General features: G+C 33.1%; 21 protein-coding genes. 14 read left to right on the forward strand and 7 right to left on the reverse strand.

Annotated elements, in window-relative coordinates; all coding sequences use genetic code 11:
- The first annotated feature begins 63 nt into the window (after nucleotides 1-63).
- The 4 genes from AAFN75_RS08615 (at nucleotide 64) to AAFN75_RS08630 (ending at nucleotide 6,759) form a co-directional block, all read left to right on the forward strand.
- On the forward strand, nucleotides 64-1,686 hold the full coding sequence (locus tag AAFN75_RS08615; RefSeq protein WP_411809170.1) for an OmpA family protein: 1,623 nt from the start codon (nucleotides 64-66) through the stop codon (nucleotides 1,684-1,686).
- 661 nt (nucleotides 1,687-2,347) lie between these two features.
- Nucleotides 2,348-2,728, forward strand: a complete 381-nt coding sequence (locus AAFN75_RS08620) for a DUF6252 family protein (RefSeq protein WP_411809171.1) — start codon at nucleotides 2,348-2,350, stop codon at nucleotides 2,726-2,728.
- A 228-nt stretch (nucleotides 2,729-2,956) separates the two neighbouring features.
- Nucleotides 2,957-3,487, forward strand: coding sequence for a DUF6252 family protein (locus AAFN75_RS08625; RefSeq protein ID WP_411809172.1), 531 nt, complete (start codon nucleotides 2,957-2,959; stop codon nucleotides 3,485-3,487).
- 119 nt (nucleotides 3,488-3,606) lie between these two features.
- Nucleotides 3,607-6,759, forward strand: coding sequence for a T9SS type A sorting domain-containing protein (locus AAFN75_RS08630; RefSeq protein WP_411809173.1), 3,153 nt, complete (start codon nucleotides 3,607-3,609; stop codon nucleotides 6,757-6,759).
- 171 nt (nucleotides 6,760-6,930) lie between these two features.
- Here the strand turns inward: AAFN75_RS08630 and clpX are convergent, their stop codons facing one another.
- The 6 genes from clpX to AAFN75_RS08660 form a co-directional block, all read right to left on the reverse strand.
- Nucleotides 6,931-8,163: an ATP-dependent Clp protease ATP-binding subunit ClpX gene (clpX, locus tag AAFN75_RS08635; protein WP_144115181.1), complete on the reverse strand. Its 1,233-nt coding sequence runs from the start codon at nucleotides 8,161-8,163 to the stop codon at nucleotides 6,931-6,933.
- A 70-nt stretch (nucleotides 8,164-8,233) separates the two neighbouring features.
- A complete protein-coding gene (clpP, locus tag AAFN75_RS08640) occupies nucleotides 8,234-8,908 on the reverse strand; it encodes an ATP-dependent Clp endopeptidase proteolytic subunit ClpP (RefSeq protein WP_092848401.1) in 675 nt (224 codons plus the stop codon).
- Nucleotides 8,909-9,049: 141 nt separating this feature from the next.
- Complete coding sequence (tig, locus tag AAFN75_RS08645; protein WP_411809174.1) at nucleotides 9,050-10,378, reverse strand: trigger factor; 1,329 nt, start codon at nucleotides 10,376-10,378, stop codon at nucleotides 9,050-9,052.
- Between the two features lie 151 nt (nucleotides 10,379-10,529).
- A complete protein-coding gene (locus AAFN75_RS08650; protein ID WP_411809175.1) occupies nucleotides 10,530-10,877 on the reverse strand; it encodes a phage holin family protein in 348 nt (115 codons plus the stop codon).
- A gap of 10 nt (nucleotides 10,878-10,887) precedes the next feature.
- Nucleotides 10,888-11,658: an alpha/beta fold hydrolase gene (locus AAFN75_RS08655; RefSeq protein ID WP_411809176.1), complete on the reverse strand. Its 771-nt coding sequence runs from the start codon at nucleotides 11,656-11,658 to the stop codon at nucleotides 10,888-10,890.
- Nucleotides 11,658-12,371, reverse strand: coding sequence for a pyridoxine 5'-phosphate synthase (locus tag AAFN75_RS08660; protein ID WP_411809177.1), 714 nt, complete (start codon nucleotides 12,369-12,371; stop codon nucleotides 11,658-11,660). The genes AAFN75_RS08655 and AAFN75_RS08660 overlap by 1 nt, the downstream gene beginning before the upstream one ends.
- A gap of 225 nt (nucleotides 12,372-12,596) precedes the next feature.
- On the opposite strand from AAFN75_RS08660, the gene AAFN75_RS08665 reads away from it, so the two are divergent.
- The 8 genes from AAFN75_RS08665 to murI all read left to right on the forward strand — a co-directional run bounded on the left by AAFN75_RS08665 (nucleotide 12,597) and on the right by murI (nucleotide 21,120).
- Nucleotides 12,597-13,256, forward strand: coding sequence for an acetoin utilization protein acuB (locus tag AAFN75_RS08665; protein ID WP_411809178.1), 660 nt, complete (start codon nucleotides 12,597-12,599; stop codon nucleotides 13,254-13,256).
- A gap of 9 nt (nucleotides 13,257-13,265) precedes the next feature.
- A complete protein-coding gene (locus AAFN75_RS08670) occupies nucleotides 13,266-14,153 on the forward strand; it encodes an NAD kinase (RefSeq protein ID WP_144115187.1) in 888 nt (295 codons plus the stop codon).
- 373 nt (nucleotides 14,154-14,526) lie between these two features.
- Nucleotides 14,527-15,213 carry a DUF6089 family protein gene (locus tag AAFN75_RS08675; protein WP_411809179.1) on the forward strand — a complete coding sequence of 229 codons (687 nt, stop codon included), beginning with the start codon at nucleotides 14,527-14,529 and terminating at the stop codon, nucleotides 15,211-15,213.
- A 1-nt stretch (nucleotide 15,214) separates the two neighbouring features.
- Entirely contained in the window at nucleotides 15,215-15,955 is a 741-nt protein-coding gene (locus AAFN75_RS08680; RefSeq protein WP_144115189.1) for an isoprenyl transferase, read from the forward strand.
- Nucleotides 15,888-18,569 carry an outer membrane protein assembly factor BamA gene (gene bamA, locus AAFN75_RS08685; protein WP_144115190.1) on the forward strand — a complete coding sequence of 894 codons (2,682 nt, stop codon included), beginning with the start codon at nucleotides 15,888-15,890 and terminating at the stop codon, nucleotides 18,567-18,569. The genes AAFN75_RS08680 and bamA overlap by 68 nt, the downstream gene beginning before the upstream one ends.
- Before the next feature lie 169 nt (nucleotides 18,570-18,738).
- On the forward strand, nucleotides 18,739-19,740 hold the full coding sequence (locus AAFN75_RS08690; protein WP_411809180.1) for an OmpH family outer membrane protein: 1,002 nt from the start codon (nucleotides 18,739-18,741) through the stop codon (nucleotides 19,738-19,740).
- Between the two features lie 28 nt (nucleotides 19,741-19,768).
- Entirely contained in the window at nucleotides 19,769-20,269 is a 501-nt protein-coding gene (locus AAFN75_RS08695) for an OmpH family outer membrane protein (RefSeq protein ID WP_411809181.1), read from the forward strand.
- A gap of 71 nt (nucleotides 20,270-20,340) precedes the next feature.
- A complete protein-coding gene (gene murI, locus AAFN75_RS08700) occupies nucleotides 20,341-21,120 on the forward strand; it encodes a glutamate racemase (RefSeq protein ID WP_411809182.1) in 780 nt (259 codons plus the stop codon).
- A 284-nt stretch (nucleotides 21,121-21,404) separates the two neighbouring features.
- Here the strand turns inward: murI and ahcY are convergent, their stop codons facing one another.
- The gene (gene ahcY, locus AAFN75_RS08705; protein ID WP_144115194.1) at nucleotides 21,405-22,721 is read right to left on the reverse strand and encodes an adenosylhomocysteinase; all 1,317 of its coding nucleotides are present in this window, start codon (nucleotides 22,719-22,721) and stop codon (nucleotides 21,405-21,407) included.
- Nucleotides 22,722-22,851: 130 nt separating this feature from the next.
- Between ahcY and AAFN75_RS08710 the strand changes: the two genes are divergently transcribed.
- On the forward strand, nucleotides 22,852-23,478 hold the full coding sequence (locus AAFN75_RS08710; RefSeq protein WP_411809183.1) for a 4'-phosphopantetheinyl transferase family protein: 627 nt from the start codon (nucleotides 22,852-22,854) through the stop codon (nucleotides 23,476-23,478).
- A 53-nt stretch (nucleotides 23,479-23,531) separates the two neighbouring features.
- Nucleotides 23,532-24,272 carry a geranylgeranylglyceryl/heptaprenylglyceryl phosphate synthase gene (locus AAFN75_RS08715; RefSeq protein ID WP_411809184.1) on the forward strand — a complete coding sequence of 247 codons (741 nt, stop codon included), beginning with the start codon at nucleotides 23,532-23,534 and terminating at the stop codon, nucleotides 24,270-24,272.
- Nucleotides 24,273-24,301 lie beyond the last annotated feature (29 nt).

Here is a 24,301-nt window from a genome sequence, read left to right on the forward strand (position 1 = left end):
TAAATTTAATATTCTTTTAGTTCCATATTACATTTAGAGGAATTAATCCTAAACCCTCTCAAAATGAAAACTAAACTTTGTTTTTTCATTGTCCTAGCATGCAATTTTATAATTGCTCAAGGCCCTAACAATGCTATCGCTTTTAATAACTCGCCATACAATTCTACAAACACATTGCCTACATATACTGTGGTTAAACCAGTTGCAATAAGCGCTAACGGTTTTAATTTCGATTTATTAGATGCTGGTGTTAGTACGCGATATGCCGAAATTGGTTCAGGTTTCTTTAAAAATAAACTCATTATGGTATCCTCTAAAAAAATTGGAGGACTGGCTAAAATCGATCCTAATACGCATGAGGCGTTTAAAGAATTATTTTGTTTGGATATCGATAAAAACGGTTCTTTAAGTTCGCCATTATTATTCAGTAGAATTATAAACACCAATGACAGCGAAGACCAATTAACCTTTTCTCCTGACGAAAATACAGTTTATTATACTCGAAGTAGTAAAGACAATTCGCTTGAGTTTAAACTATACAAAGCTGAATTAGAAGAAGACTCTCATGGTAATTGGATTAATAACCAAGTTTTAAGTGTTAACGATACTAATGTTTCTATTGAAACGCCTTTTGTAAATAACACAGGCGATAAATTATATTTTTCGGCTAATTACCCAGACGCTATTGGTGGGTTCGATTTATATGTGTCAACTATTAACACAGATGGAACTTTAGGGTCACCTAAAAATTTAGGACATACCATTAATACTGCGGCCGATGAAAAATACCCTTCGCTATCACCAGATAATAAGTACTTATACTTTTCATCTAAAGGACACGAAAACATTGGAGGTTACGATCTTTTTGTGAGTAAGAACTCTAAAAATGAATTTCAGGCGCCAAGAAATATGGGGAATACCATAAATACGGTGTACGATGAAATAGCCTATTTTTTAGCGGCTAGAAATAAAGCATATGTATCTTCAAACAGACCAAACGGTAAAGGAGGTTACGATATTTATACGGCAACCAATAATGAAGTTGTTCAATCTATTAAAGGGGAAATTTTAGATTTAGAAACGCAAATTAAATTACCAAATACAATAGTAATATTGAAGGATGATGAAGGTAACGAAATTGACAAAACAATAACTGCAAAGGATGCTACGTTTAGCTTTAATGTATCACCATTTGAAACCTATAGCATATCAACTGAAAAGGATGGATTTAAAGATGCTACTGTTGCCTTTTTTGCCAATAGCGGTAGAGAAACCACTTATAAAAAGGACATTGAACTACATACAACCGAACCAGTAATTGCTAAAGTAGAAAATGAAATGCGTATTGTATTAGAAAATATCTATTTTAATTTTAATAAATGGAATGTAAAGGAAGAGTCGTTTATATCATTAAATAAAGTGATAAAAGTATTAAAGGCCAACCCAGACATGAAATTAGCAGTTAACGCGCATACCGATAATAAAGGTAGAGAATCTTATAACTTAAACTTGTCCAACAAGCGTGCGGTATCTGCAGTTAGCTATTTAATTGAAAACGGTATTTCTAAAGATCGTTTAGTATCTAAAGGTTATGGAGAAACTAAACCACTTATTGATTGTAAAACGAGCTGCTCTGATGGTGATTTACAAGCCAACAGGCGTGTGGAGTTTGTAATTGTTGAATAAAAAATTAAGAACATAGATATAAGAATAAAGACTTGATTTCAACTAACTGACAGACAGCTGAAATTCTTATTTCTATATTCATGTAAATCTAATGTAGCATAATAGCTTTGCTCTAATTCAAATACATTTAGTCGTACAATCATGGTTTTTATTTAAAACATATTAAACCGATTAAATACATCAAAATCGATAACGTGTTGCTCAAAAAGTTTTTAGTCGAGAATTTCATCTTATAGTCTAAAAGACAAGAAACTGACATTGCTCCGCCCTTTATTAGATATATATTTACAAAAGTTTTGAATAAGACATAAACAATTTTATATAGATATCCATTATTAATTAATTATCCTAACTAAAAAACCACGCAATTTGCGTGGTTTTTTATGTTGCAAAACTCCTCATTTACGGTTTTCCTGCAATAAAAAAATGTTAAATATTGAGTTATTTGATAAAACAAGCACTTCTACTTATTAACTGCGCTGTTTTTTTTTCTTACTTTTATTTTAGATAAAAATAAACCCCCATGAAAAAATTAATTTTAATTGTTATACCTCTAATAACTTTAAACACTACTGGTTGTTAAAACGATGATGATGTTTCAAAAGATCCAATAAACCAATTACCCCCTAAAACTCAAACTGGGGAGAATACATTTGGATGTTTGGTTAATGGAAAAGCATTTGTTATACCTAATACTAATAATTTAGTTGCAATATATCAAGGTGGAATCTTGCAGATAAATGGAAGTATCAGTATAAATGATAATGATGAAAGCATACTTCTCAGTTTGTCAGACCCCTTAAAAGCAAATAAGACTTATAAATTTGAAAATAACATCTATAAAGCTGGCTACACCAAGAGAGATGAAAACACAACCTGTATATATGATTCAAATAAGACATATGTAGGATCAATTAATTTAACAAAAATTGATCGCATAAATTATATAGTTTCGGGCAGATTCGAATTCTCGACCATTACAGATGATTGTGAAGAAGTCAAAATTACTAATGGTCGCTTTGACATGAACTATACTAACTAATATAAAAAAACCACAAACTATAACTTAAAAACAAAACTAAAACAGAAAGACCATTCCGTTAGAGGGAACAGTCTTTCAAAAAAAAATCAAATTAAACAACCGTTCAACTTTGTCTAATTCAACTTTCAAAATTATAAAATTGAAACTTAACAATAAGATAATGCCAATTACGGGTTCCCTATACCTAAAACTTAAAACTATTATCTAATTTTAAATAAAAAATCTATTATGAAAAATCTACTTTTATTATTTAGTTTATTACTAGTCCTTAACAGTTGTTCTAATGACGATGACGGCGCTTCTTTACCAGCCGAAACACAAATAGGTGCTAACACCGTAGGTTGTTTGGTTAACGGGGAAGTGTTTTTACCACATGCAGAAGGTATTAATCCTCCAGTAAATTGTTTTTATCAATTTGTTGATGGAGAATTCTTTTTTACCATGAATTTTGCTGATTTAAGAGGAGTTACAAATGAAAGGGTTGTTATACAAACTGGTAGAATAGATTTGCAAAAAGGGCAAACCTATATATTGAATAAAAACACAATAGATGATGGAGACTTTTCGGGGGGCGGAGGAGTCTATTCTCTCTCTTTATCTAATAGGTTTAATACTAATACTATCCTAACTGGAGAACTAAAAATGTCGAGAATCGATTTACAAAACTCTATTATTTCGGGTACATTTTGGTTTGATGCCATAAATGATTCTGGAGAAGTGGTAGAAATAAGACAGGGACGTTTTGATTGGAATTATTAAAAAAACAGTTATATGAATAAATAAAGAAGAAATAAAAAGAAAGACTACCTACAAGGTAAGCAGCCTTTCAGAAAATAAATTAAATAATATCTCACAATCATTTAATCTAAAACAAAATTATGAATAATTATTTTTACAAACTTTTATTGGCCTGTTTATTTACAAGCTTTATTTATGCACAACAAGTTACCAATACAGAATTTAAAACCAAAACACTCCAAGTTTATCAAAACCTAGATAAAAACAGAGTACCGCATGGTATTTTACTAGATTTTGGTATGGAATTTACCAATTTAAAAGCGTTTGATGGGACACTAGCCGATTCTACTTATACAAATTCTCAGACTATATCAGATATCTATAAAACCTTGATAATGTGTCGTGTCAGACAAGTAAATACAGGGTTTATAACACCAGAAGAATATGCTACCCGTTGGTTTACGCAACGTGAAAAAGACGTTATGACTCTAAGCGGGCTCTATTTTAAATATAGTCATTTTAACGATAATGCGCACCCTACAAAAATTAATTACAGTAACAATCAATTTTCAGACAAATATATTAATGGCGTATGGCAAAACCCTTATGCCGAAAAAGATGTATTTGCCATAGCACCAGCAGTAGGGGTTCATAAAGGTTTAGATTTTAATGTTAAATTACCTGCTAATTTATTTTTATCTAACACCCCATCAAACATTCAAAGCATTCAAATAAATTTTGGAGATGGTTTGGGGTACAGAACAGTAACTTATGGGCAATTATTAAATGTAAGTTACACACAAGCTAATACTTATACTTGGACGTATAAAATAAATCTAACTAACGGGCAACATATATTAAGTCATTCTAAAATACAAGTTGAAGAGGGGCTTAATGCCTTTCCATTAGGTGGTAGCCCACAATTAAGAGGAACTGCTTCTAGAGGTCTCAATGGTTTAGACGATTACTTTAAAACCAGCATAACCGCAACAGTCCCTTATGCTAATCATTATGGAAGTGCCACAGTATATATTAGGTATGCCAATGGTGGTAGCACTATTAGAAAACCATTAATAGTAGCTGAAGGTTTTGACACAGGTGTTCTTTTAAACCCTGAACAGGAAGCTGGGGATAATAATATTGATGATTTTTTAGAAAATGCAGCTTTTTCAAACTCTGCTTTAGTAGCTGAAATGGATACCTACGACGTCATTTATGTCGATTGGAACAATGGTGTTGATTTTTTACAACGTAATGCTTATGTTTTAGAAGAAGTCATTAAATGGGTTAATGATAATAAAATTACTACTACTCAAAATGTAGTTTTAGGGCAAAGTATGGGCGGCTTAATAGCACGTTATGCACTTAGGGATATTGAAGTAAACAGAAGTTTTAACCACGATACGCGTTTGTATGTAAGTCATGATGCTCCACACTTAGGAGCAAACACTCCAATAAGCGTTCAGTTGGCAGGCAGACATTTACGTAACCAATATATTACGGCACCAATACCTCTTATTGCCGGAGAGGTATTACTCCCTATTGCTTATAATTTAGCCGAAGGCTTTTCAGATATTATTAATGTTTTTGGAGCAGACACAAGTGTACCTCCTGTTATTACACCATTACGCGCCTTTTCGATTGCCGATGTTGCTGCTGCAAGACAAATGCAATATTCTTGGATAGCTAATAACTATACAATAGACAATTCTATACACAATGCTTGGATAAATGAATATAGCCAAATGGGCTATCCGCAAGGTTATAGTGGACAATCCATCCGTAATATAGCTATTGCTAATGGTAGTGAATGCGGTATTGAACAAGTTGTTAACACAAATATAATCAGCTATATAAAAACGGCAGGTAAAAGTACAGTTTTAAGTGGTTTTATAGACTTATTAGGTGCAGCTATTGGTGGTGTTTTTTTGAGATCAGATATTATAGGAACAGCCTTAATTCCTGGAAAATCCAAATGGGAAATAAATTTTCAATGTAGATACATGGAGCATTTAAATGAAAATAAAACCATATATCGTGGTAGTATAAAATATAAGAAGGAAGTCCTATATTTTATTCCAGTATCCATTACTTTATTTAGTAAAAATATTCCTCAACCAACGAGTGTCTTACCTTATGATGTTTATGGAGGAGGCTCTCAATTAGCAGCTGTAACTCAAGTTCCTTTGTCTGGAATTGTTTCAAATAGTTTCGGTATTATTCCAACGGCAAGCTCTTTAGACATAGGTTCTTCAGCAGTTACCTTAAATGATACTGATTTCAGAAAATCTTATGTTGGAGCAACACCTCCTGCTGCACCTAAAAATACAACATTTGATAATTTCGTAACACATTTTGATCTATTTAATGCTAATAATAACAATTCAGCTCATATAAGCTTTAATAGGAGAAATGGAAATTGGTTGGAAGCTGAATTAGTAGGAACAAATATTGAATTTTCAGATTGTAGTTTTAGATGTAATAATGCAGAAATATCTGGTTTAGATACACTATGTACCTATAGGACGTATTCTGTGACTAGCGGGTTAACATTTTATAATTGGTCTATAACAGAAGGTAATAGTTTAGTAACTATGACAGGTAATGGTACACCAAACATCACTTTAACTAAAAATGGCTCTAGTTCTGGTTTTGTAACTATGGAAGTATCTTTGGGAGATGGAGGAGATGTATGTGGTGATGCTGTATTAACAAAAAGAATTTTTGTAGGAACCCCATCAGTAAACATTGTAAGAACTTATGAGTATTGTGAGGGTAAATATCATTATATTACCTTTGAAGCGAACTCAAATGACCCAGATGCTTCAATTAATTGGAGCTATTTCCCAATTGCAGGCGCAAATTTTTATCCAAATGGTAACACGCTAAATGTAGAATTACCAAAATTTTATCAATCTAATTCTTTCGAACTATTTGTTACCATAACCAATAGTTGCGGTTCTAAAGGAAGTTTTTATGATGAGCCTATTAAAAAATGTGGAACATTTACTAACCAACCACCATATAGTGCTAGAATTTCTCCTAATCCTGCAAGTTCAGAGATAAATATTCTTACTACCATAGTTTCTGAAGATGAATCGAGTAAAAAATCTAAAGATGAAATAAATTTAAATTATGAAATCTATGATGTTTATGGATATAAACTATATTCAAAACAACATAAAGGCAAATCTGTAAACATTGGAACAGAAAACCTTAAAGAAGGTTTTTATATATTAATGTTATCTGATGGAGAGGAGAAAGTCACAAAGAGTTTTATTATTAAACATTAAGCTGTTTTAAGTTACAAATCGCTTTTTTTGCGTTAGGGATTGAAACGGCATCCTTTTAAATAGAAAAAACTGCCCAAAAGCAGTTTTTTCTATTTAAAAGATATAGTGGAAAGCGCGACCTATATCCTGAACTAAATTCAGGATATAGGTAACGCCCCAATTATTAATATGTTATGATACTGCCTTCAGTTTCTTTAAAGTTGTTTTTGTTAACTTTTCTTCGGCATAAGCCTTAGTGACATTTAATTTCTTTTCGTTGCTACTTGGTAACTCAAACATAGCATCAGTTAAAATTTCTTCGCATAAAGAACGTAAACCTCTAGCTCCTAATTTATATTCGATAGCTTTACCAACTATAAACCCTAAGGCTCCATCAGAAATAGAGAATTCTATTTCATCCATTTCAAACAACTTTTTGTATTGTTTTATAATGGCATTTTTAGGCTCTGTTAAAATGGCTCTTAATGTATCGGCATCCAAAGGATCCATATATGTTAAAACCGGTAGACGACCAATAATTTCTGGAATTAACCCGAAATCTTTTAGATCTTTTGGTATAATGTATTGCAGTAAATGTTCTTGATCTACAACATCATCTGACATGGAAGCACTGTAACCAACCGCTTGCATGTTTAATCGTTTAGAGATAACACGATCAATACCATCGAAAGCACCACCAGCAATAAATAAAATATTTTCTGTATTTACTTCTATAAATTTTTGATCTGGATGTTTACGTCCTCCTTTTGGCGGCACATTTACAACAGTTCCTTCTAAAAGTTTTAATAAGGCTTGTTGTACACCTTCACCAGATACATCGCGCGTAATTGATGGGTTATCACTTTTACGTGCAATTTTATCGATCTCGTCAATAAATACAATACCTTTCTCGGCTTTTTCTAAGTTGTAATCTGCGGCTTGTAATAAGCGTGTTAATATACTTTCTACATCTTCACCAACATAACCAGCTTCTGTTAAAACGGTGGCATCAACAATAGCTAATGGCACGTTTAACATTTTAGCAATGGTTTTTGCCATTAAGGTTTTTCCGGTACCTGTTTGACCAACCATAATGATATTACTTTTTTGTATTTCAATATCATCCTTTGAAGGTGGTTGCAGTAAACGTTTGTAATGATTATATACGGCAACAGACATTACTTTTTTAGTAGCGCCTTGGCCAATAATATACTCATCAAGGAAATTTTTAATTTGTTGAGGCTTGCGTAATTTTAATTCTGCAGATAAATCGCTACTATCACTTTGTTTAGACTCTTCTATTACAATACCATGTGCTTGCTCAATACATCTATCGCAGATGTGAGCATCTAAGCCTGCTATTAACAAGTTAGTTTCGGGTTTTTTACGACCGCAAAACGAACATTCTAATTCTTCCTTTGCCATTAATCTTATTATTTTTTGGAGCGAAAGGTTCTAAATACCTCTCTAACAATTCTTTAAAATTACAAATAATTTATTTGCGAGCCAAAATTTCGTCAATCATACCGTATTCTTTGGCCTTATCAGACTTCATCCAGTAGTCTCTATCACTATCTGCATATACTTTGTCGTAATCCTGCCCCGAATGCTTACTTATAATTTTATATAGTTCTTCTTTAAGAATTAAAATCTCGCGAGCGGTAATCTCAATATCACTAGCTTGCCCTTGCGCACCACCTAATGGTTGGTGAATCATTACTCTAGAGTGTGTTAAACCACTGCGTTTACCCTTGGCGCCTGCACATAATAAAACGGCTCCCATTGAAGCTGCCATTCCTGTACAAATAGTGGCTACATCTGGCTTAATAAATTGCATCGTATCATAAATACCTAAACCTGCATAAACGCTACCTCCTGGAGAGTTGATGTAGATTTGAATATCCTTGTTAGCATCTGTACTTTCTAAAAATAAAAGTTGAGCTTGTACAATATTGGCTACTTGATCATTAATTCCGGTACCAAGAAAAATAATTCTATCCATCATTAAACGCGAAAACACATCAAAAACGGCAATATTCATTTGGCGTTCTTCTATAATGTTTGGTGTTAAGTTGGTAGGGTACATGCTACTAATAATCTTATTGTAATACGTACTGCTTATCCCTTGATCTTTTATCGCGAATTTTTCAAATTCTTTAGCGTAATCCATAATCTTTTCTATATTTTATGTGCTAAACTCTTGACTTACATGGAAGTGAGCTTATGAAAATTAAATTAAAACTTCTTTTTGAATAAAAAAGCGCTTAAACCCGCAGATTTAAGCGCTTAAATATAAGCAATTTTAATTTATTTATTTGTCGCCGTACACTTCTTTAACAAAGTTTTCGTAACTTAATTCTTTAACCTTAAGATTTGCTTTTTCTTTATAAACATTTAATAATTTTTGACTTACTAACTGCTCTGAGATACGACGTGCTTCATCTTGATTACCTAATACACGTGCAGCAATATCATCTAATTCTTTATCAGAAGGATTCATTTGACCAAATTGAGCCATTTGACCTTTAATCATTTCTCTAGCATGACCTTTAATGTCTTCCATGGTTACTTGCACATTGTTAGCCTCGATTAATTTACCTTCAATTAACTGGTAACGTAAGCTTTTTTCAGACTTTTCGTATTCTTCTTTAGCTTGTTCTGCATCAATTTCTTTTTCGCCAGCAGTTTGCATCCACTTCGTTAAAAATTCTGCAGGTAAATCGAATTTTGTGTTTTCTACTAAATACTCAGTAACGTCGTTTAGTAATTTTTGATCGGCTTGTTGCACAAATTGCTTTTCGGCATCTTCTTTAATTTTTGCTTTAAGCTCAGTAACCGATGTTACTACATCTTTACCAAAAAGTTTGTCGAATAACTCTTGATCTAAATCTGCTAACTCACGTTTGTTAATTTCAGTAATTGTATAGTTTACTTCAATATCTAAACCGTGAACATCATCATGACCTAGTTTTAATGCGTGCATTAAATCGTGATCATCTTCAAAAAGACCTTTAGTTTTTAATGTAATAACATCGCCAGCTTTAGCACCAATAAATTGTTTTGCAGTTGATTTGCCCTTAAATTTATCTAATGTTAGTGTTACAGTGTTGTTTATTTCTTTTTCTTCGTTTGTGTAAGCACCAGTGATTTCGCTATCTGCTTCAACAACATCTTGAGATACAAGTTTTCCGTATTGTTTTTGAATACGTTCAATTTGCTCATCAATCATTTTATCATCAGCAACAATGTTGTATTGTGTGATTGCTTTTTTGCCTTTTAATTCAACTTCAAATTCTGGTGCAAGACCTAATTCAAATTCAAATGAAAATTTATCAGCATTCCAATCAATCTCATCTTGAGTTTTTGGTAATGGTTGTCCAAGAACATCTAATTTTTCTTCAGTTAAATACTTGTTTAAAGCATCTTGTAATAGTTTGTTAACTTCGTCAACTAAAACAGCTTTACCGTATTGTTTTTTTACCATACCCATTGGTACATGTCCTTTTCTAAATCCAGGAATGTTTGCTGTTTTACGGTAATCCACCAATATTTTTTCAACCTTATCGCTATAATCTTCTTTAGCGATATCTACTTTTACTACAGCATTTAATGCATCAACGTTTTCTCTTGTAATATTCATTTTAAATGATATAAAGCCTTAAATCAGGCATTTAACAATAAAGGTTTGTTTTAAAACCTGCAATTTTTGTTACCAAAATTGGGATGCAAAAATAGTATATTTTTACATCCCAACAAAGTTTTTAATTACTTGATTTACAATAGTTGTTTAACTACTTTTTATCGGTTTGAAGTAAAGACTGTAAAATTGATTGAAGTATAGATAGTAAGATGCTAAACAGGATGGCCCACCATATGCTATCTACAGAAAATCCATCAATAAATTGATCTGCTAAAAGTATCATTACCCCATTAATAACTAATAGAAATAATCCTAAAGTTAGTATGGTTGCAGGTAAGGTTAAAAGGACCAATAGTGGTTTTACTAAAAGGTTTAAGATGGATAGTACGACTGCTACAATAATTGCAGTTACATACCCATCTACTTGCACACCAGATAATAAGTTAGCCAAAGCAAATACAGCTACGGCATTTAGTAATAGTCTTAAAATTAAATTCATAATTGAAATTTTAATTTGAATTTACAAAATTAATTACAGCTTTCGAAAAATCTTTAGGGTTTTCGGCGTGTAACCAATGTCCAGCGTTGGAGATGGTAGTAATATACGCCTTTGGGAAATGATTTTTAATAATAGCTTCATCGCCAACACCAATATATTCAGATCGATCTCCGCGTAAAAACAACGTGTCTTTTTCAAACCTGGCGTAACTTGGTAGGGATTCGCCAACTTCGCCAACTTCCTGTTTTAAAACTTCTAAATTAATGCGTAGAGCCAATTTTCCTTTTTCAATCCAGTATAGGTTTTTTAGTAAAAACATACGTGTTCCAACATCGGAAACGTAACGACTTAAAGCCTTGTCTGCTTCCGTTCTAGATTTAATAGTATCGAAATTTAAAGCGCTTAACCCTTCTAGAATAGCATCATGATGTACTGGGTAGAATCTAGGAGAAATATCGGCAACTATTAGTTTTGAAACTAGTTCTGGGTATAATGTAGAAAATAACATGGCTGTTTTGCCTCCCATAGAATGACCTAGTAAAACAATATCAGATAAATTATGTGCATCACAATAATGTTTTAAATCTTCGGCTAAAACCTCATAATTAAAAGCATCATCATGGAAACTACGTCCATGGTTACGTTGGTCTACTAAATGCACTTGGTAACCAAGTTCGCTAAATTGAGTTCCTAGGGTTTTCCAGTTATCGCTCATACCTAAAAAGCCATGAAGAATAATAAATGGTTTTCCTTCTCCTAATATGTTTGAGTGTAAAAGCATTATTTTAATTTATGTAAATACATTTGTATAACGTTCTCGATACCTAAATATAAACTTTCAGCAATTAAAGCGTGTCCTATAGATACTTCTAATAAACCAGGAATATTTTCTTTAAAAAACTGGATGTTGTCTAAAGATAAATCATGACCTGCATTAATACCTAAACCTAAGCTGTTAGCTAATTTAGAGCTTTCAATGTAGGGCGCAATAGCATCTTTATTTCCTAAACTGTATTGGTGTGCAAAGGCTTCGGTGTATAATTCAATTCTATCGGTTCCGGTGGCTTTAGCGCCTTCAATTTGCTCTAAAATAGGATCTACAAAAATAGAAGTTCTTATGCCGTTGTTTTGGAATTCCTTAATAACATCAACCAAGAAATCTTTATGTTTAATGGTGTCCCATCCAGCGTTACTAGTTATAGCATCAACCGCATCTGGCACTAAAGTAACCTGTGTTGGTTTAACCTCTAGAACTAAATTCATAAAAGATTCAATTGGGTTGCCTTCAATATTATATTCTGTGTAAACCTCTGGTTTTAAATCGCGTGCATCTTGGTAACGAATATGTCTTTCGTCTGGTCTTGGGTGTATGGTAACACCTTCGGCGCCAAAACGCTGTACATCTTTTGCAAATTCAACAACATTAGGCACATCGCCACCTCTAGAATTTCTTAAAGTCGCAATTTTATTAATATTAACACTTAACTTAGTCATCTAACAAATTTTAAAATAGAATGTATTTGAAATTTTTTAATTTAAGAAAACCTCAAATTAATTGTACAAAAATACAAAGTAGAACAGCCATAGATACTATTTTTTTGATTAATTTGCAGTTCTATAAAGGATTGCAATAAAATACGCTTTTCAATAAATTACAGTTAGAATTTATCAGTGTAAATCAAATACATTTTATAGTATTAATAAAATAGGAGTTACAAAATGAAACTTTCAGAGCTTATTATAAACGACATAACGCCATTAAGCAACCAGAGTGAAACAAGCGATTTAAAACAATTGTTTAATCAGCTTACATACTCGCATATTCCGGTTAAAAACGAAAACGGTGCCTATTTGGGCTGTTTTTCAGATACTGATGCGCATTGTTTTGATAGCGAAAAAGCTATTGAAACCTATTTGTATGCTTTAGAAGATTTTTATGTTAGAAGTAATACTCTTTGGTTAGATGTTTTAGAAGCCTTTGCGGTAAATTCGGCCAATATTATGCCGGTTTTAAATGAGCAAAACGAGTATTTAGGCTATTATGAACTTAACGACGTAATTAGTTTATTTAGCGAATCTCCTTTTTTCTCTGAAGCAGGAGGTATTCTAGTGGTCGAAAAAGGTGTTAACGATTATTCGTTTAGCGAAATTAGCCAGATTGTAGAGTCTAACGATGGTAAACTATTAGGAGCCTTTGTTTCTAAAATGAATACCGACCTAGTTCAAGTCACTTTAAAAATAGGAAACACTGGGCTAAACGAAATTATTCAAACCTTTCGTAGGTACAGCTATAATATAGTGTCGGGCCACGAAGAAGATGGTTATATTGAAACCTTAAAGGAGCGATCAGATTATTTAAACAAATATTTAAACATGTAATTTTAATTTATGAAGGTTGCCATTTTCGGAAGATATTATAATACCACAACACCAAAATCTGTTGAAACCCTATTTAATTATCTTGAAAACCAAGGTATCGAAGCTTATATCGAAACTGAATTTCATAAATTAATAGATAAGGAGTCTCATGCTATTGAGGATTATCACAAATATAAAACCTTTACAGAACTCGATCCAAGTTTCGATCTTCTGGTAAGTATAGGTGGCGATGGAACCATCTTAAGAGCGACCATGTTTGTAAAAGATATGGGTATTCCAATTATTGGAATAAATACAGGTCGTTTAGGTTTTTTGGCAACCATTCAAGTAGATGCAATCGAAAAAGCCATTCAAAATATAATCGATGGTAAATATCGCATATCCGAACGCAGTTTATTAACCGTCGAAACATCTTCGGGCAATAAAGATATCGAGGCCATGAGTTTTGCACTAAACGAAATATCGGTAAGTCGTAAAAACACCACGGCAATGATAACTATCGATACTTATTTAGACGACGAATTTTTAAATTCCTATTGGAGCGATGGTTTAATTGTATCCACACCAACAGGTTCAACAGGGTACTCGTTAAGTTGCGGCGGACCTGTAATAACACCAGGTTCAAGTAGTTTTGTGTTAACTCCAATAGCACCACATAATTTAAGTGCGCGCCCGCTTGTTATCCCAGATTCAACCGAGGTACATTTAAGAGTTCATGGTCGCGAAAAACAACATTTAATATCTCTAGACTCTAGAATTGCAACTTTAGATAATGGAACGCTTATTAAAATTAAGAAAGCCGATTTTAAAATTAAAATGATCGATTTATTAGACGAAAGCTTTCTAGACACCCTCCGCAAAAAGCTCCTTTGGGGCGAAGATAAACGTAATAAATAAGTTTTGGGCGCCTGCCTGCCGGCAGGCAGGTTACCACACCCTTCGACTCCGCTCAGGACCAGCGGTCGGGCTTTTCCTTACAAGTCCTCGCGCCTCCTGCGTCGGGCTGTGGGCTTTTCAGTGCAATCCCTAACGCAAACCTGTACGCTAATTTTGGGAGTTAAACCATAAGTCAGTTTCTATTTGTAAATTAAACAACACGTTGTTTTAAAATCTAATACCAATAATCTATCAGAAAGTACTTATAGTCTTCAATATTCGTTTCAATAAAAAGCAATAATTTAAGAGATTTTCTGTTTTAAACCCATACAAATAGGCTCAAATTATAATGGGCTAATGTTATTTAATTATATTTGCAAACTTTTGAATATTTATGAGGCATTTAACCATATTGATATTAAGCATATTATGCATCCAACTAAGCAGCGCACAAATTAACGAAATTGGTGTTTTTTTAGGAGGAAGTAATTTTATTGGAGACGTTGGTGCTACCGATTATATATCGCCAAACCAATTAGCCATTGGTGGTATGTATAGATGGAACAGAAGTAAAAGGCACTCGTATCGCGCCTCAATAATTTTTAGCGAATTAGAAGGTATAGATACTAACTCAAACGATCCTAGACGTATTCAGCGTGGTTACGAGTTTTCAACTAAAATTACAGAGTTGTCTTTAGGTATGGAGCTTACCTTTATAGATTTTAATTTACATTCAGGTAAAAAATTAGGAACGCCGTATTTGTTTTCGGGAATTACAATGGCCTATCATGATAATTCTTTTTTTAGAAGCGGAATTCAAACTTCCGAAGATACCTCAAGCTGGGCATTTGGTATTCCAATGGCATTAGGTTTTAAAACCAATGTATTGGAAAACTTTATCTTGGGTCTGGAAGTAGGAGCACGATATACATTTTCAGACGAGTTGGATGGTAGTATGCCAGATTCGGGATCCTTAGAACAATTCCGTTTTGGAAATATAAATAATAATGATTGGTATATGTTTACAGGAATTACACTTACCTATACATTTGGAGAAAACCCTTGCTATTGCATAGATTAAAATGGATTTAAAAAACAACGTACTAAAAGGAGCATTACCAAAACACATTGCCATAATTATGGATGGTAACGGGCGTTGGGCCAAACAAAAAGGTATGTTACGTGCTTTTGGACACGAAAACGGTACAAAATCAGTAAGACAAACCGTAGAGGCTTGTGCAGAGTTAGGTGTAGAAAACTTAACCCTCTATGCCTTTTCTACCGAAAATTGGAACAGACCAAAGCTAGAAGTACAAACTTTAATGAAGCTTTTGGTATCCTCGCTTAAAAAAGAAATTAAAACACTTCAAGATAATAATATTAAACTTACCGCAATTGGATCTCTAGAGACGTTGCCTAAAAAAGTGTTTAAAGAATTAACTGAAGTTATTGAAAGTACAAAGCAGAATACTCGAATGACTTTAACTCTTGCGCTTAGCTATGGCTCTAGAGCCGAAATCATAAACAGTGTTAAAGAAATTAGTATTAAAGTTAAAAATAATATAATTTCGGCCGAAAATATTGATGAATCAATTATAAATGAGCATCTTTACACGCGAAATTTACCAGACGTAGATTTGCTTATTAGAACAAGCGGAGAGCAACGTATAAGCAATTTTTTACTATGGCAAATCGCTTATGCCGAATTATACTTTACAAGTGTCTTATGGCCAGATTTTACGAAGCAACATTTGTATGAAGCTATTATTGAATATCAAAAAAGAGAACGACGATTTGGGAAAACAAGTGAACAACTTAGCTAAAAAATTACCTACGCATACCTATTTAAAACACTGCTTATCAATATTATTTTTTATCAGTTGCTTAAATATTTATGCCCAAAATTCAAATTTCAACGAGGGTACTAAATACACCTTAGCAGAAATAACAGTAGCAGGTAATACAACCTTTAGCGAACAAACCATTATCACGTATTCTGGTTTAAGAAAAGGTAAAGTAATAACTATACCCGGAGAGGATATTGGTAATGCCATTAAAAAACTTTGGAACTCTAAATTATTTAGCGACATTGAAGTTTATGTTACTAAAATTGAAGGCGATGTAGCATATTTACAAATAAAACTATCCGATTTACCACAACTTAACGAGCTTAAAATTAACGGCGTTAAAAAGGGAAAGCACGAAGGTATTATTAAAGATAACAAATTAAGAAAGGGAACTAAGGTTACCGAAAACTTAATTACCACTACCAAAAATTTCCTTACTAAAAAGTATAAAAAAGACGGTTTTCTTAATACTAAGGTGCATATAAATACTATTGAAGTTCAAGATTCTATTGAAACAGCAAGAGTAAATATGGTGCTTAATATTGATAAAGGAGAAAAAGTAAAAATTAAAAAGATTACGTTTAATGGTAACGATGTTCTAAGCGATAAGCAGCTTAGAAAAAGCATGAAAGGGACCAAACAAATTAAACGTATAAGACTTTTAAAACGTTCAAAATTTATTGATTCATCGTATCAAGCAGATTTAGGTCATGTTATAGATACATACAAAGAGAATGGTTACAGAGATGCTAGAATATTAGCAGATAGTATTATTTATAATGATGATAAAACCATATCATTAGTTATCGATGTAAATGAAGGTGAGCCATATACCTTTGGTAAAATTAAATTTATTGGTAACACGGTTTATACTAACGATCAATTAAGTAGATTGTTACGTATTAGAGAAGGCGATACTTATAACGGAATTTTATTGCAAGAACGTATTGCAGATAACTCTAAACCAGATGCGCAGGATATTACAAACCAATACCAAAACAACGGTTATTTATTTTCAAGTATAAACCCAGTTGAGGTAAGTGCAGTTGATAATATTATTGATATTGAGGTGAGAATATCTGAAGGTAAACCAGCATATTTTAACACGGTAAGTGTTGTTGGTAACGATAAAACTAACGATCACGTTATTTATAGAGAACTACGTACACGTCCAGGACAACTATATAGTAAAGCAAATGTGGTACGTACAGTTAGAGAGCTTGGACAATTAGGTTTCTTTGATGCTCAAGAAATTTCACCGAATTTTAATAACCCTAACCCTGTTGAAGGTACTATCGATATGGAATATTCGGTTAAAGAAACCGGATCTAGCCAAATTGAGCTACAAGGTGGTTATGGTGGTGGTGGTTTTATAGGTACACTTGGTTTATCCTTTAATAACTTCTCTATTAAAGATATGTTTAAAAAGGAAGCGTATAAGCCAATCCCTATGGGAGATGGTCAAAAACTAGCGTTGCGGTTACAAGCCAGTCGTTTTTATCAAACCTATAGCTTTTCATTTTCTGAGCCTTGGTTAGGAGGTAAACGACCTGTTCAGTTTTCTACATCATTATCGCATACTAAGCAGTTTTTATACGATTACACAACTGGTAATGCAGATAAAAGTAAAAGTTTTAATATTACAGGTATTACGTTTGGTTTAGCAAAACGTTTGCAAGTGCCGGATGACTATTTTACGTTATCGCAAGCTATTAGTTACCAACGTTACGATTTAAATAACTACAACACTGGGTTATTTACATTTGGTGATGGTTTCTCAAATAACTTATCATATACGTTTGGCTTAAGTAGAAACAATACAAGTGTAGATCCTATTTTCCCAACAGGTGGTTCGAACTTCTCGTTCTCAACAAAATTCTCATTTCCGTATTCATTATTTAATGGTGTAGATTATGAGCAATTATCAGAAGATTATGATGAAGCCTTAGAGCGTCGATCTAATGCAACAAGTACAACCGATCCTAATTATATTGCAGCTAACAACGATATTACAGAAATAGATCAAAAGCGTTATAACTGGTTAGAATTTTATAAAGTTAAATTTTCTGGAGAGTGGTATACTCAAATCACCAAAAATTTAGTTTTAAGACCAAAAATAGAATTTGGTTTCTTGGGCGCTTATAATCAAGATAGAGGTGTTATACCATTCGAGCGTTTTTATTTAGGTGGTGATGGACTAGCAAATTACTCTTTAGATGGTAGAGAAGTTATTCAATTACGTGGATATCCAAACCAATCGTTAACACATTTAGATGAAAGTACTGGTCAAGCATCGCAAGATGGTTCTAGTATTTACAATAAATTTTCATTAGAACTACGTTATCCAATTACTTTAAAAGCATCTGCTAAAATTTATGCCTTAGGATTTTTAGAAGGAGGAGCATCTTCTGATTCTTTTCGAGATTTTAATCCGTTTAACATCAATAGATCTGCCGGTTTAGGTATACGTATATTTATGCCAGCCTTTGGATTATTAGGTATTGATTTTGGTCACGGTTTCGACCCATTACCAGGGCAAACTGTTAAAAATGGATGGGAAACACATTTCATAATTGGACAACAGTTTTAGGTAAAAAAATACTTTGGCACGATATTTTCTAATAACACATTGATGATTTACAACAGAATTGAAATTTTTAACGTTAAAATTCGTTAATTTTGAAGATGCAATTCCAAAAGACAGAAAGATCATCTGTCATTTTAGAATTTATAACCAAAAAATTATAAAATATTAACAGATGAAAAATAACGTTCTTTATTTACTGACATTAGTTTTTATGCTAAGCTTTTATGCTAACGCCCAACGTGGTGTAAGAATAGCTTATATAGATACCGAGTATATTTTAGAGAATGTTCCTGAGTATCAAGAAGCAACTGCACAATTAGATGATAAAGCTCAAAAATGGAAAAATGAGATTCAATCTAAATTAACAACAGTTGAGCAAAAGCGAAAAGACTTAAGCAATGAAAAAGCACTTTTAACAAAAGAGCTTGTTGATGAACGGGAAGAGGATATCACTTTTGAAGAAAATGAAATTTTAGATTATCAACAAAAACGTTTTGGTCCAAATGGCGATTTATTTATTCAGAAAAGGCAATTAATGCAGCCTATTCAAGATCAAATATTTGCAGCCGTTCAAGATATGGCAGAAGGCAGAAAGTATGATTTTATTTTCGATAAATCTTCAGATGCTGTTATGTTGTTCTCTGCAAAACAATTTGATGTTAGCGAGCAAGTTTTAAGAAGTATAACGCGAACTTCTAAACGTAAGCAAGCAACAACCAAAGCAGAACGTAAAGCGGCAGAAGAGGAAGAGTTAATTCCGGAAATTAACGAAGAGCTTGAAGCTAGAGAAAAAGCATTAGAAGAAAAGAAAGCCGAAAGAGAAAGTGCTGTTGAAAAACGCAGAAAAGAAATTTTAGCAGCTCGAGAAGCTAAAAAACTAGAAGCAGAAGCAAGACGCCAAAAAGTATTGGATGATAGAGAAAAGACTAAACAAGCTAAGTTAGATGCTAGAAGCACTGGATCTGAAGTAACAGAAGCTGCAAGTACGGAAGCTAAAGAAGCAACTAGTAAAACAGAAGCTACAGTCACTAAAACTAAAGCAGAACTAATTGAAGAAAATAGACAAAAAAAATTAGCAGAAAGGGAAGCTAGAAAAAAAGCCCTTGAAGAAAGAAAAAAACAAATATTAGAAGAACGCCAAAAGGCAAAAGACAGTATAAACAACAATAATTAATTTATAACACACTTAATACTATTTAAAAATGAAACAATTTAAAACTCTTTTATTAGCAATCACACTATGTTTTGCAACAGTTAGTTTTACGCAAGCACAAAGTAAAGTTGCGCATATAAACACACAAGAATTGATTGCAGCAATGCCAGCAGCTAAAACTGCACAAGCTGAAATTGAAGCTTTAGGTAAAACGTACCAAACAGATATTCAAGCTTCAATTACAGAATACCAAAACACGGTAAAACAATACGAAGCTGAAGCAGCTACAAAGACAGACGAAGAAAACCAAAAAAGAGGTTTAGAACTTCAAGAAAAGCAACAACGTATTCAACAATTTAGAGCAGATGCTCAAAAAGATTTAGCAACTAAAGAAGCTGAGTTATTTAAGCCTATTCAAGAAGCTGCTATGAACGCTATTAACGAAGTAGCAAAAGCTAAAGGATACGAATATGTAATTGATAGAGCAACATTAATTGTGGCTAACGGAACAGATATTCTTGCAGATGTAAAGAAGCAATTAGGTATCTAATATAAAATTACTATAAAATAATTTTTAAAGCTGTCTTTTATAAAGGCAGCTTTTTTATTTTTGTTAAACTTATGAGTAAGCAAGCTATTGGTATTTTTGATTCTGGAGTTGGAGGAACTTCCATTTGGAAAGAAATACACGTGCTTTTACCTCATGAGCATACTATTTATCTTGCCGATAGTATTAATGCGCCTTATGGACCAAAAGGTAAAGAGGCTATTTTAGCCTTAAGTATAAAAAATACCGAGTATCTACTTAGTAAAGATTGTAAGCTAATTGTAGTAGCTTGTAATACGGCCACAACAAATGCTATTACGTATTTAAGAGCGCAATATAATGTGCCCATTATTGGTATTGAGCCAGCAATAAAACCAGCAGCTTTACAAACCCAAACGCATGCGGTTGGCATCCTAGCAACTAAAGGGACATTAAGTAGTGCCTTATTTTCTAAAACGGCTACACTATTTGCTAAAGATGTTACTATTGTAGAGCAAATAGGCGATGGTATTGTAGAGCTAATTGAAGCTGGTAAACTGCATACCGAAGCCATGAAATTGCTTTTAAAGGACTATTTAGAGCCTATGATTAAAGCTAATATTGACTACTTGGTTTTGGGTTGCACACATTATCCTTACTTAATGCCTATTCTTTTAGAATTATTACCAAAGCATGTTAAAATTATTGACTCTGGCGAAGCTGTAGCACGACAAACCAAGGCTGTGTTAAAAGAACATAATCAATTAAATAATGCAATGGCTGAGCCTAAATCGCAATTTTTTACAAACGGAAATCCCGAAGTTATGAAAACGCTTTTAGGTAACGGGTTTAATGTGTCTTTTCTAGATTTTTAATTGTACCCATATTACACTTTTAAACTTATAATGTGGTTTTAAGTACTGCACTCGCGTTAGGGATAGTAGTGGAAAGCCCACAGCCCGACATAGGAGGTGCGAGGACTTGTAGCGGATAGCCCGACTTTTTGCGATCCTGCAAGGTTTACAAAAAAAACCTTGTAGGTATGAGTAAAAAGTAACGCCCAACTTCTAGCTTCAATTAATCTTATTTTAGGACTAATTAAAGCAAAAAAAATCCCAAACACGAATGATTGGGATTTGGAATTTTATAATTGGAATTTTTAGTACCTGTAATGTTCTGGCTTATATGGACCATCTACAGTTACACCAATATAACTCGCTTGCTCTTCGCGAAGCTCGGTAAGCTCAACGCCTATTTTTGCTAGGTGTAATTTTGCTACTTTTTCGTCTAAATGTTTTGGTAACATATATACGTCGTTTCCGTAAGCATCGGCATTTTTCCAAAGTTCGATTTGCGCTAAAGTTTGGTTTGTAAATGAGTTACTCATTACAAAACTTGGGTGTCCTGTTGCACAACCTAAGTTTACTAAACGTCCTTCGGCAAGTATAATAATGTCTTTTCCAGCAATATTATATTTATCTACTTGTGGTTTAATGGTATCTTTAGTGTTACCGTGGTTTTTGTTTAACCAAGCCATATCGATTTCGTTATCGAAGTGGCCAATGTTACATACAATAACCTTATCCTTCATGGCTTCGAAATGACGCCCTTGGATAATATCTTTATTTCCTGTAGTTGTAATAATAATATCTGAATTTGCAACAACAGTTTCTAGTTTTTTAACTTCAAAACCGTCCATTGCAGCTTGTAACGCACAAATTGGATCGATTTCGGTTACTGTTACTATAGACCCAGCACCTTTAAATGAAGCAGCTGTACCTTTACCAACATCGCCATAACCACAAACAGTTACACGTTTACCAGCTAGCATAATATCGGTTGCACGACGAATTGCATCTACTGCAGATTCTTTACATCCGTATTTATTATCGAACTTAGATTTTGTTACAGAATCGTTTACGTTAATAGCAGGCATTGGTAATGTTCCGTTTTTTACACGCTCGTAAAGACGGTGAACACCTGTTGTAGTTTCTTCTGAAAGTCCGTTAATTCCTGCTGCTAATTCTGGGTATTTATCTAAAACCATGTTAGTTAAATCGCCACCATCATCAAGAATCATGTTTAATGGTTTTCTATCTTCTCCAAAGAAAAGTGTTTGCTCGATACACCAATCAAATTCTTCTTCGGTCATATCTTTCCATGCGTAAACTGATGTTCCTGCTGCTGCAATTGCTGCTGCTGCTTGATCTTGAGTTGAGAAAATGTTACAAGAACTCCAAGTAACTTCTGCTCCTAAAGCTTGTAAGGTTTCAATTAAAACAGCTGTTTGAATAGTCATGTGTAAGCAACCAGCAATTCGTGCTCCTTTTAATGGTTGTTCGTTTTTATACTCTTCACGAAGACTCATTAATCCTGGCATTTCAGCTTCTGCCAAATTTATTTCTTTGCGACCCCAATCTGCAAGAGATGCGTCTTTTACTTTACTAGCTACGTAAGGAATTGTTTTTGTACTCATAGTAATTTTCTTTTGTTTTTTAATGCTAAGCTTCATTGTGATTAGAACTTAAAATACTTAAATTCGCTTTTGAAAAACACATTATTAACTTAGAGTTTGCAAAGATAACTATTAACTTTTAGAATATTAAATGCCTTTATACAAAACCATTACCCCAAATTCACAAACTACTGTTAAAATCTGGAAGATTACTGAGTCTTACACAGATTTAATGGCAGCTGTTAATTTGAAAGAAATGGCGTTAAATCGTGTTTTAGGCATGAAAAGTGAGTTGCACCAACGTGGATTTTTAAGTGTACGTTGCTTATTACAAGAATTTGGATACGCTGATGCCGATTTGTTTTATGATGAAAATGGCAAACCCCATTTAAAGGCTGGTAAACAAATTTCTATTACACACTCGTTTACTTTCTCAGCGGTTATTATAAGCGATTTAATTGTTGGTATTGATATTGAGAAGCAACGTGACAAAATTGGCGTAATTGCCCATAAGTTTATTGATTACGAAAATGATTATTTAAACGATAAGGCAGAAGATTACGTAAAGAAATTAACTGCTATTTGGTGTGTTAAGGAATCTTTATATAAGCTTTTTTGTACGCCAGGACTTAGTTTTAAACAGCATTGTTTGGTGATTCCGTTTTCTGAAGGCGATCATGAAACCATTGCCTGGATTGATTATAAGAACAAAAAACAACGGTATAATATTCACTTTTTAGAGTTTGAAGGTTTTACCTGTGCTTATGCTATACAGTAGAAACAAGAAAAGAGAAATTAGAGCATAGCACAAATAAAATTATTAGTGAATTCGTGGTAAAAAGACAAGATATATATCAAGATATAATAAAATCGGTTTCTGCAAAAGAAAAACTATTAGCCGTTTTAATTGATCCAGATAAGTTTTTAGTTGAAAACACAAGAGCTTTTATAAAGAAGGTAAACGCATCCATAGCCACTCACGTTTTTGTTGGCGGTAGTACTGTTGATGATTTTATAACCGATAAGTTGGTTGCCGAAATTAAAAAACACACAGGTTTGCCTATAGTTTTATTTCCTGGTGATATTACTCAAATTACAGGAAAAGCTGATGCTATTTTGTTTTTGTCTTTACTTTCAGGTAGAAATCCTGATTATTTAATAGGAAAACATGTTAAAGCTATTTCAAAACTAGATAAAACTGAATTACAGGTTATTTCTACAGGTTATATTTTAATTGAAAGTGGCAAGAAAACCGCTGTACAACGTGTTACCAAAACCAATCCTATACCCAGAAATGAAGTTCAGAAAATCATAAATACAGCCAAAGCAGGTCAATTATTAGGAATGAAACTTATATATTTGGAAGCTGGTAGTGGTGCCGAAAATGCACTTTCTGGAGAGATAATCAAATCCGTTAAGAATGAATTAAACATTCCATTAATAGTTGGAGGTGGTATTCGAAGCAAGGCACAATTGGAAGAAGCTTACAAGGCGGGAGCAGATTTAGTTGTTATTGGTACCGCTTTTGAAGATGATGATTTATTTTTTGAAGACCTGAAAATGATTAATTAATACCACTCTATAAATAAAAAGTAAAACTT

This window comes from Algibacter sp. AS12 (assembly GCF_046736315.1).
GTDB lineage: Bacteria > Bacteroidota > Bacteroidia > Flavobacteriales > Flavobacteriaceae > Algibacter_B > Algibacter_B amylolyticus.

Excerpts from the sequence above, each read along its gene's own strand:
- AAFN75_RS08615 (WP_411809170.1), top strand. The coding sequence starts at position 64 with ATGAAAACTAAACTTTGTTTTTTCATTGTCCTAGCATGCAATTTTATA.
- AAFN75_RS08625 (WP_411809172.1), top strand. The coding sequence starts at position 2,957 with ATGAAAAATCTACTTTTATTATTTAGTTTATTACTAGTCCTTAACAGT.
- AAFN75_RS08630 (WP_411809173.1), top strand. The coding sequence starts at position 3,607 with ATGAATAATTATTTTTACAAACTTTTATTGGCCTGTTTATTTACAAGC.
- clpX (WP_144115181.1), bottom strand. The coding sequence starts at position 8,163 with ATGGCAAAGGAAGAATTAGAATGTTCGTTTTGCGGTCGTAAAAAACCC.
- clpP (WP_092848401.1), bottom strand. The coding sequence starts at position 8,908 with ATGGATTACGCTAAAGAATTTGAAAAATTCGCGATAAAAGATCAAGGG.
- tig (WP_411809174.1), bottom strand. The coding sequence starts at position 10,378 with ATGAATATTACAAGAGAAAACGTTGATGCATTAAATGCTGTAGTAAAA.
- AAFN75_RS08650 (WP_411809175.1), bottom strand. The coding sequence starts at position 10,877 with ATGAATTTAATTTTAAGACTATTACTAAATGCCGTAGCTGTATTTGCT.
- AAFN75_RS08655 (WP_411809176.1), bottom strand. The coding sequence starts at position 11,658 with ATGCTTTTACACTCAAACATATTAGGAGAAGGAAAACCATTTATTATT.
- AAFN75_RS08660 (WP_411809177.1), bottom strand. The coding sequence starts at position 12,371 with ATGACTAAGTTAAGTGTTAATATTAATAAAATTGCGACTTTAAGAAAT.
- AAFN75_RS08665 (WP_411809178.1), top strand. The coding sequence starts at position 12,597 with ATGAAACTTTCAGAGCTTATTATAAACGACATAACGCCATTAAGCAAC.
- AAFN75_RS08670 (WP_144115187.1), top strand. The coding sequence starts at position 13,266 with ATGAAGGTTGCCATTTTCGGAAGATATTATAATACCACAACACCAAAA.
- AAFN75_RS08675 (WP_411809179.1), top strand. The coding sequence starts at position 14,527 with ATGAGGCATTTAACCATATTGATATTAAGCATATTATGCATCCAACTA.
- AAFN75_RS08680 (WP_144115189.1), top strand. The coding sequence starts at position 15,215 with ATGGATTTAAAAAACAACGTACTAAAAGGAGCATTACCAAAACACATT.
- bamA (WP_144115190.1), top strand. The coding sequence starts at position 15,888 with ATGAAGCTATTATTGAATATCAAAAAAGAGAACGACGATTTGGGAAAA.
- AAFN75_RS08690 (WP_411809180.1), top strand. The coding sequence starts at position 18,739 with ATGAAAAATAACGTTCTTTATTTACTGACATTAGTTTTTATGCTAAGC.
- AAFN75_RS08695 (WP_411809181.1), top strand. The coding sequence starts at position 19,769 with ATGAAACAATTTAAAACTCTTTTATTAGCAATCACACTATGTTTTGCA.
- murI (WP_411809182.1), top strand. The coding sequence starts at position 20,341 with ATGAGTAAGCAAGCTATTGGTATTTTTGATTCTGGAGTTGGAGGAACT.
- ahcY (WP_144115194.1), bottom strand. The coding sequence starts at position 22,721 with ATGAGTACAAAAACAATTCCTTACGTAGCTAGTAAAGTAAAAGACGCA.
- AAFN75_RS08710 (WP_411809183.1), top strand. The coding sequence starts at position 22,852 with ATGCCTTTATACAAAACCATTACCCCAAATTCACAAACTACTGTTAAA.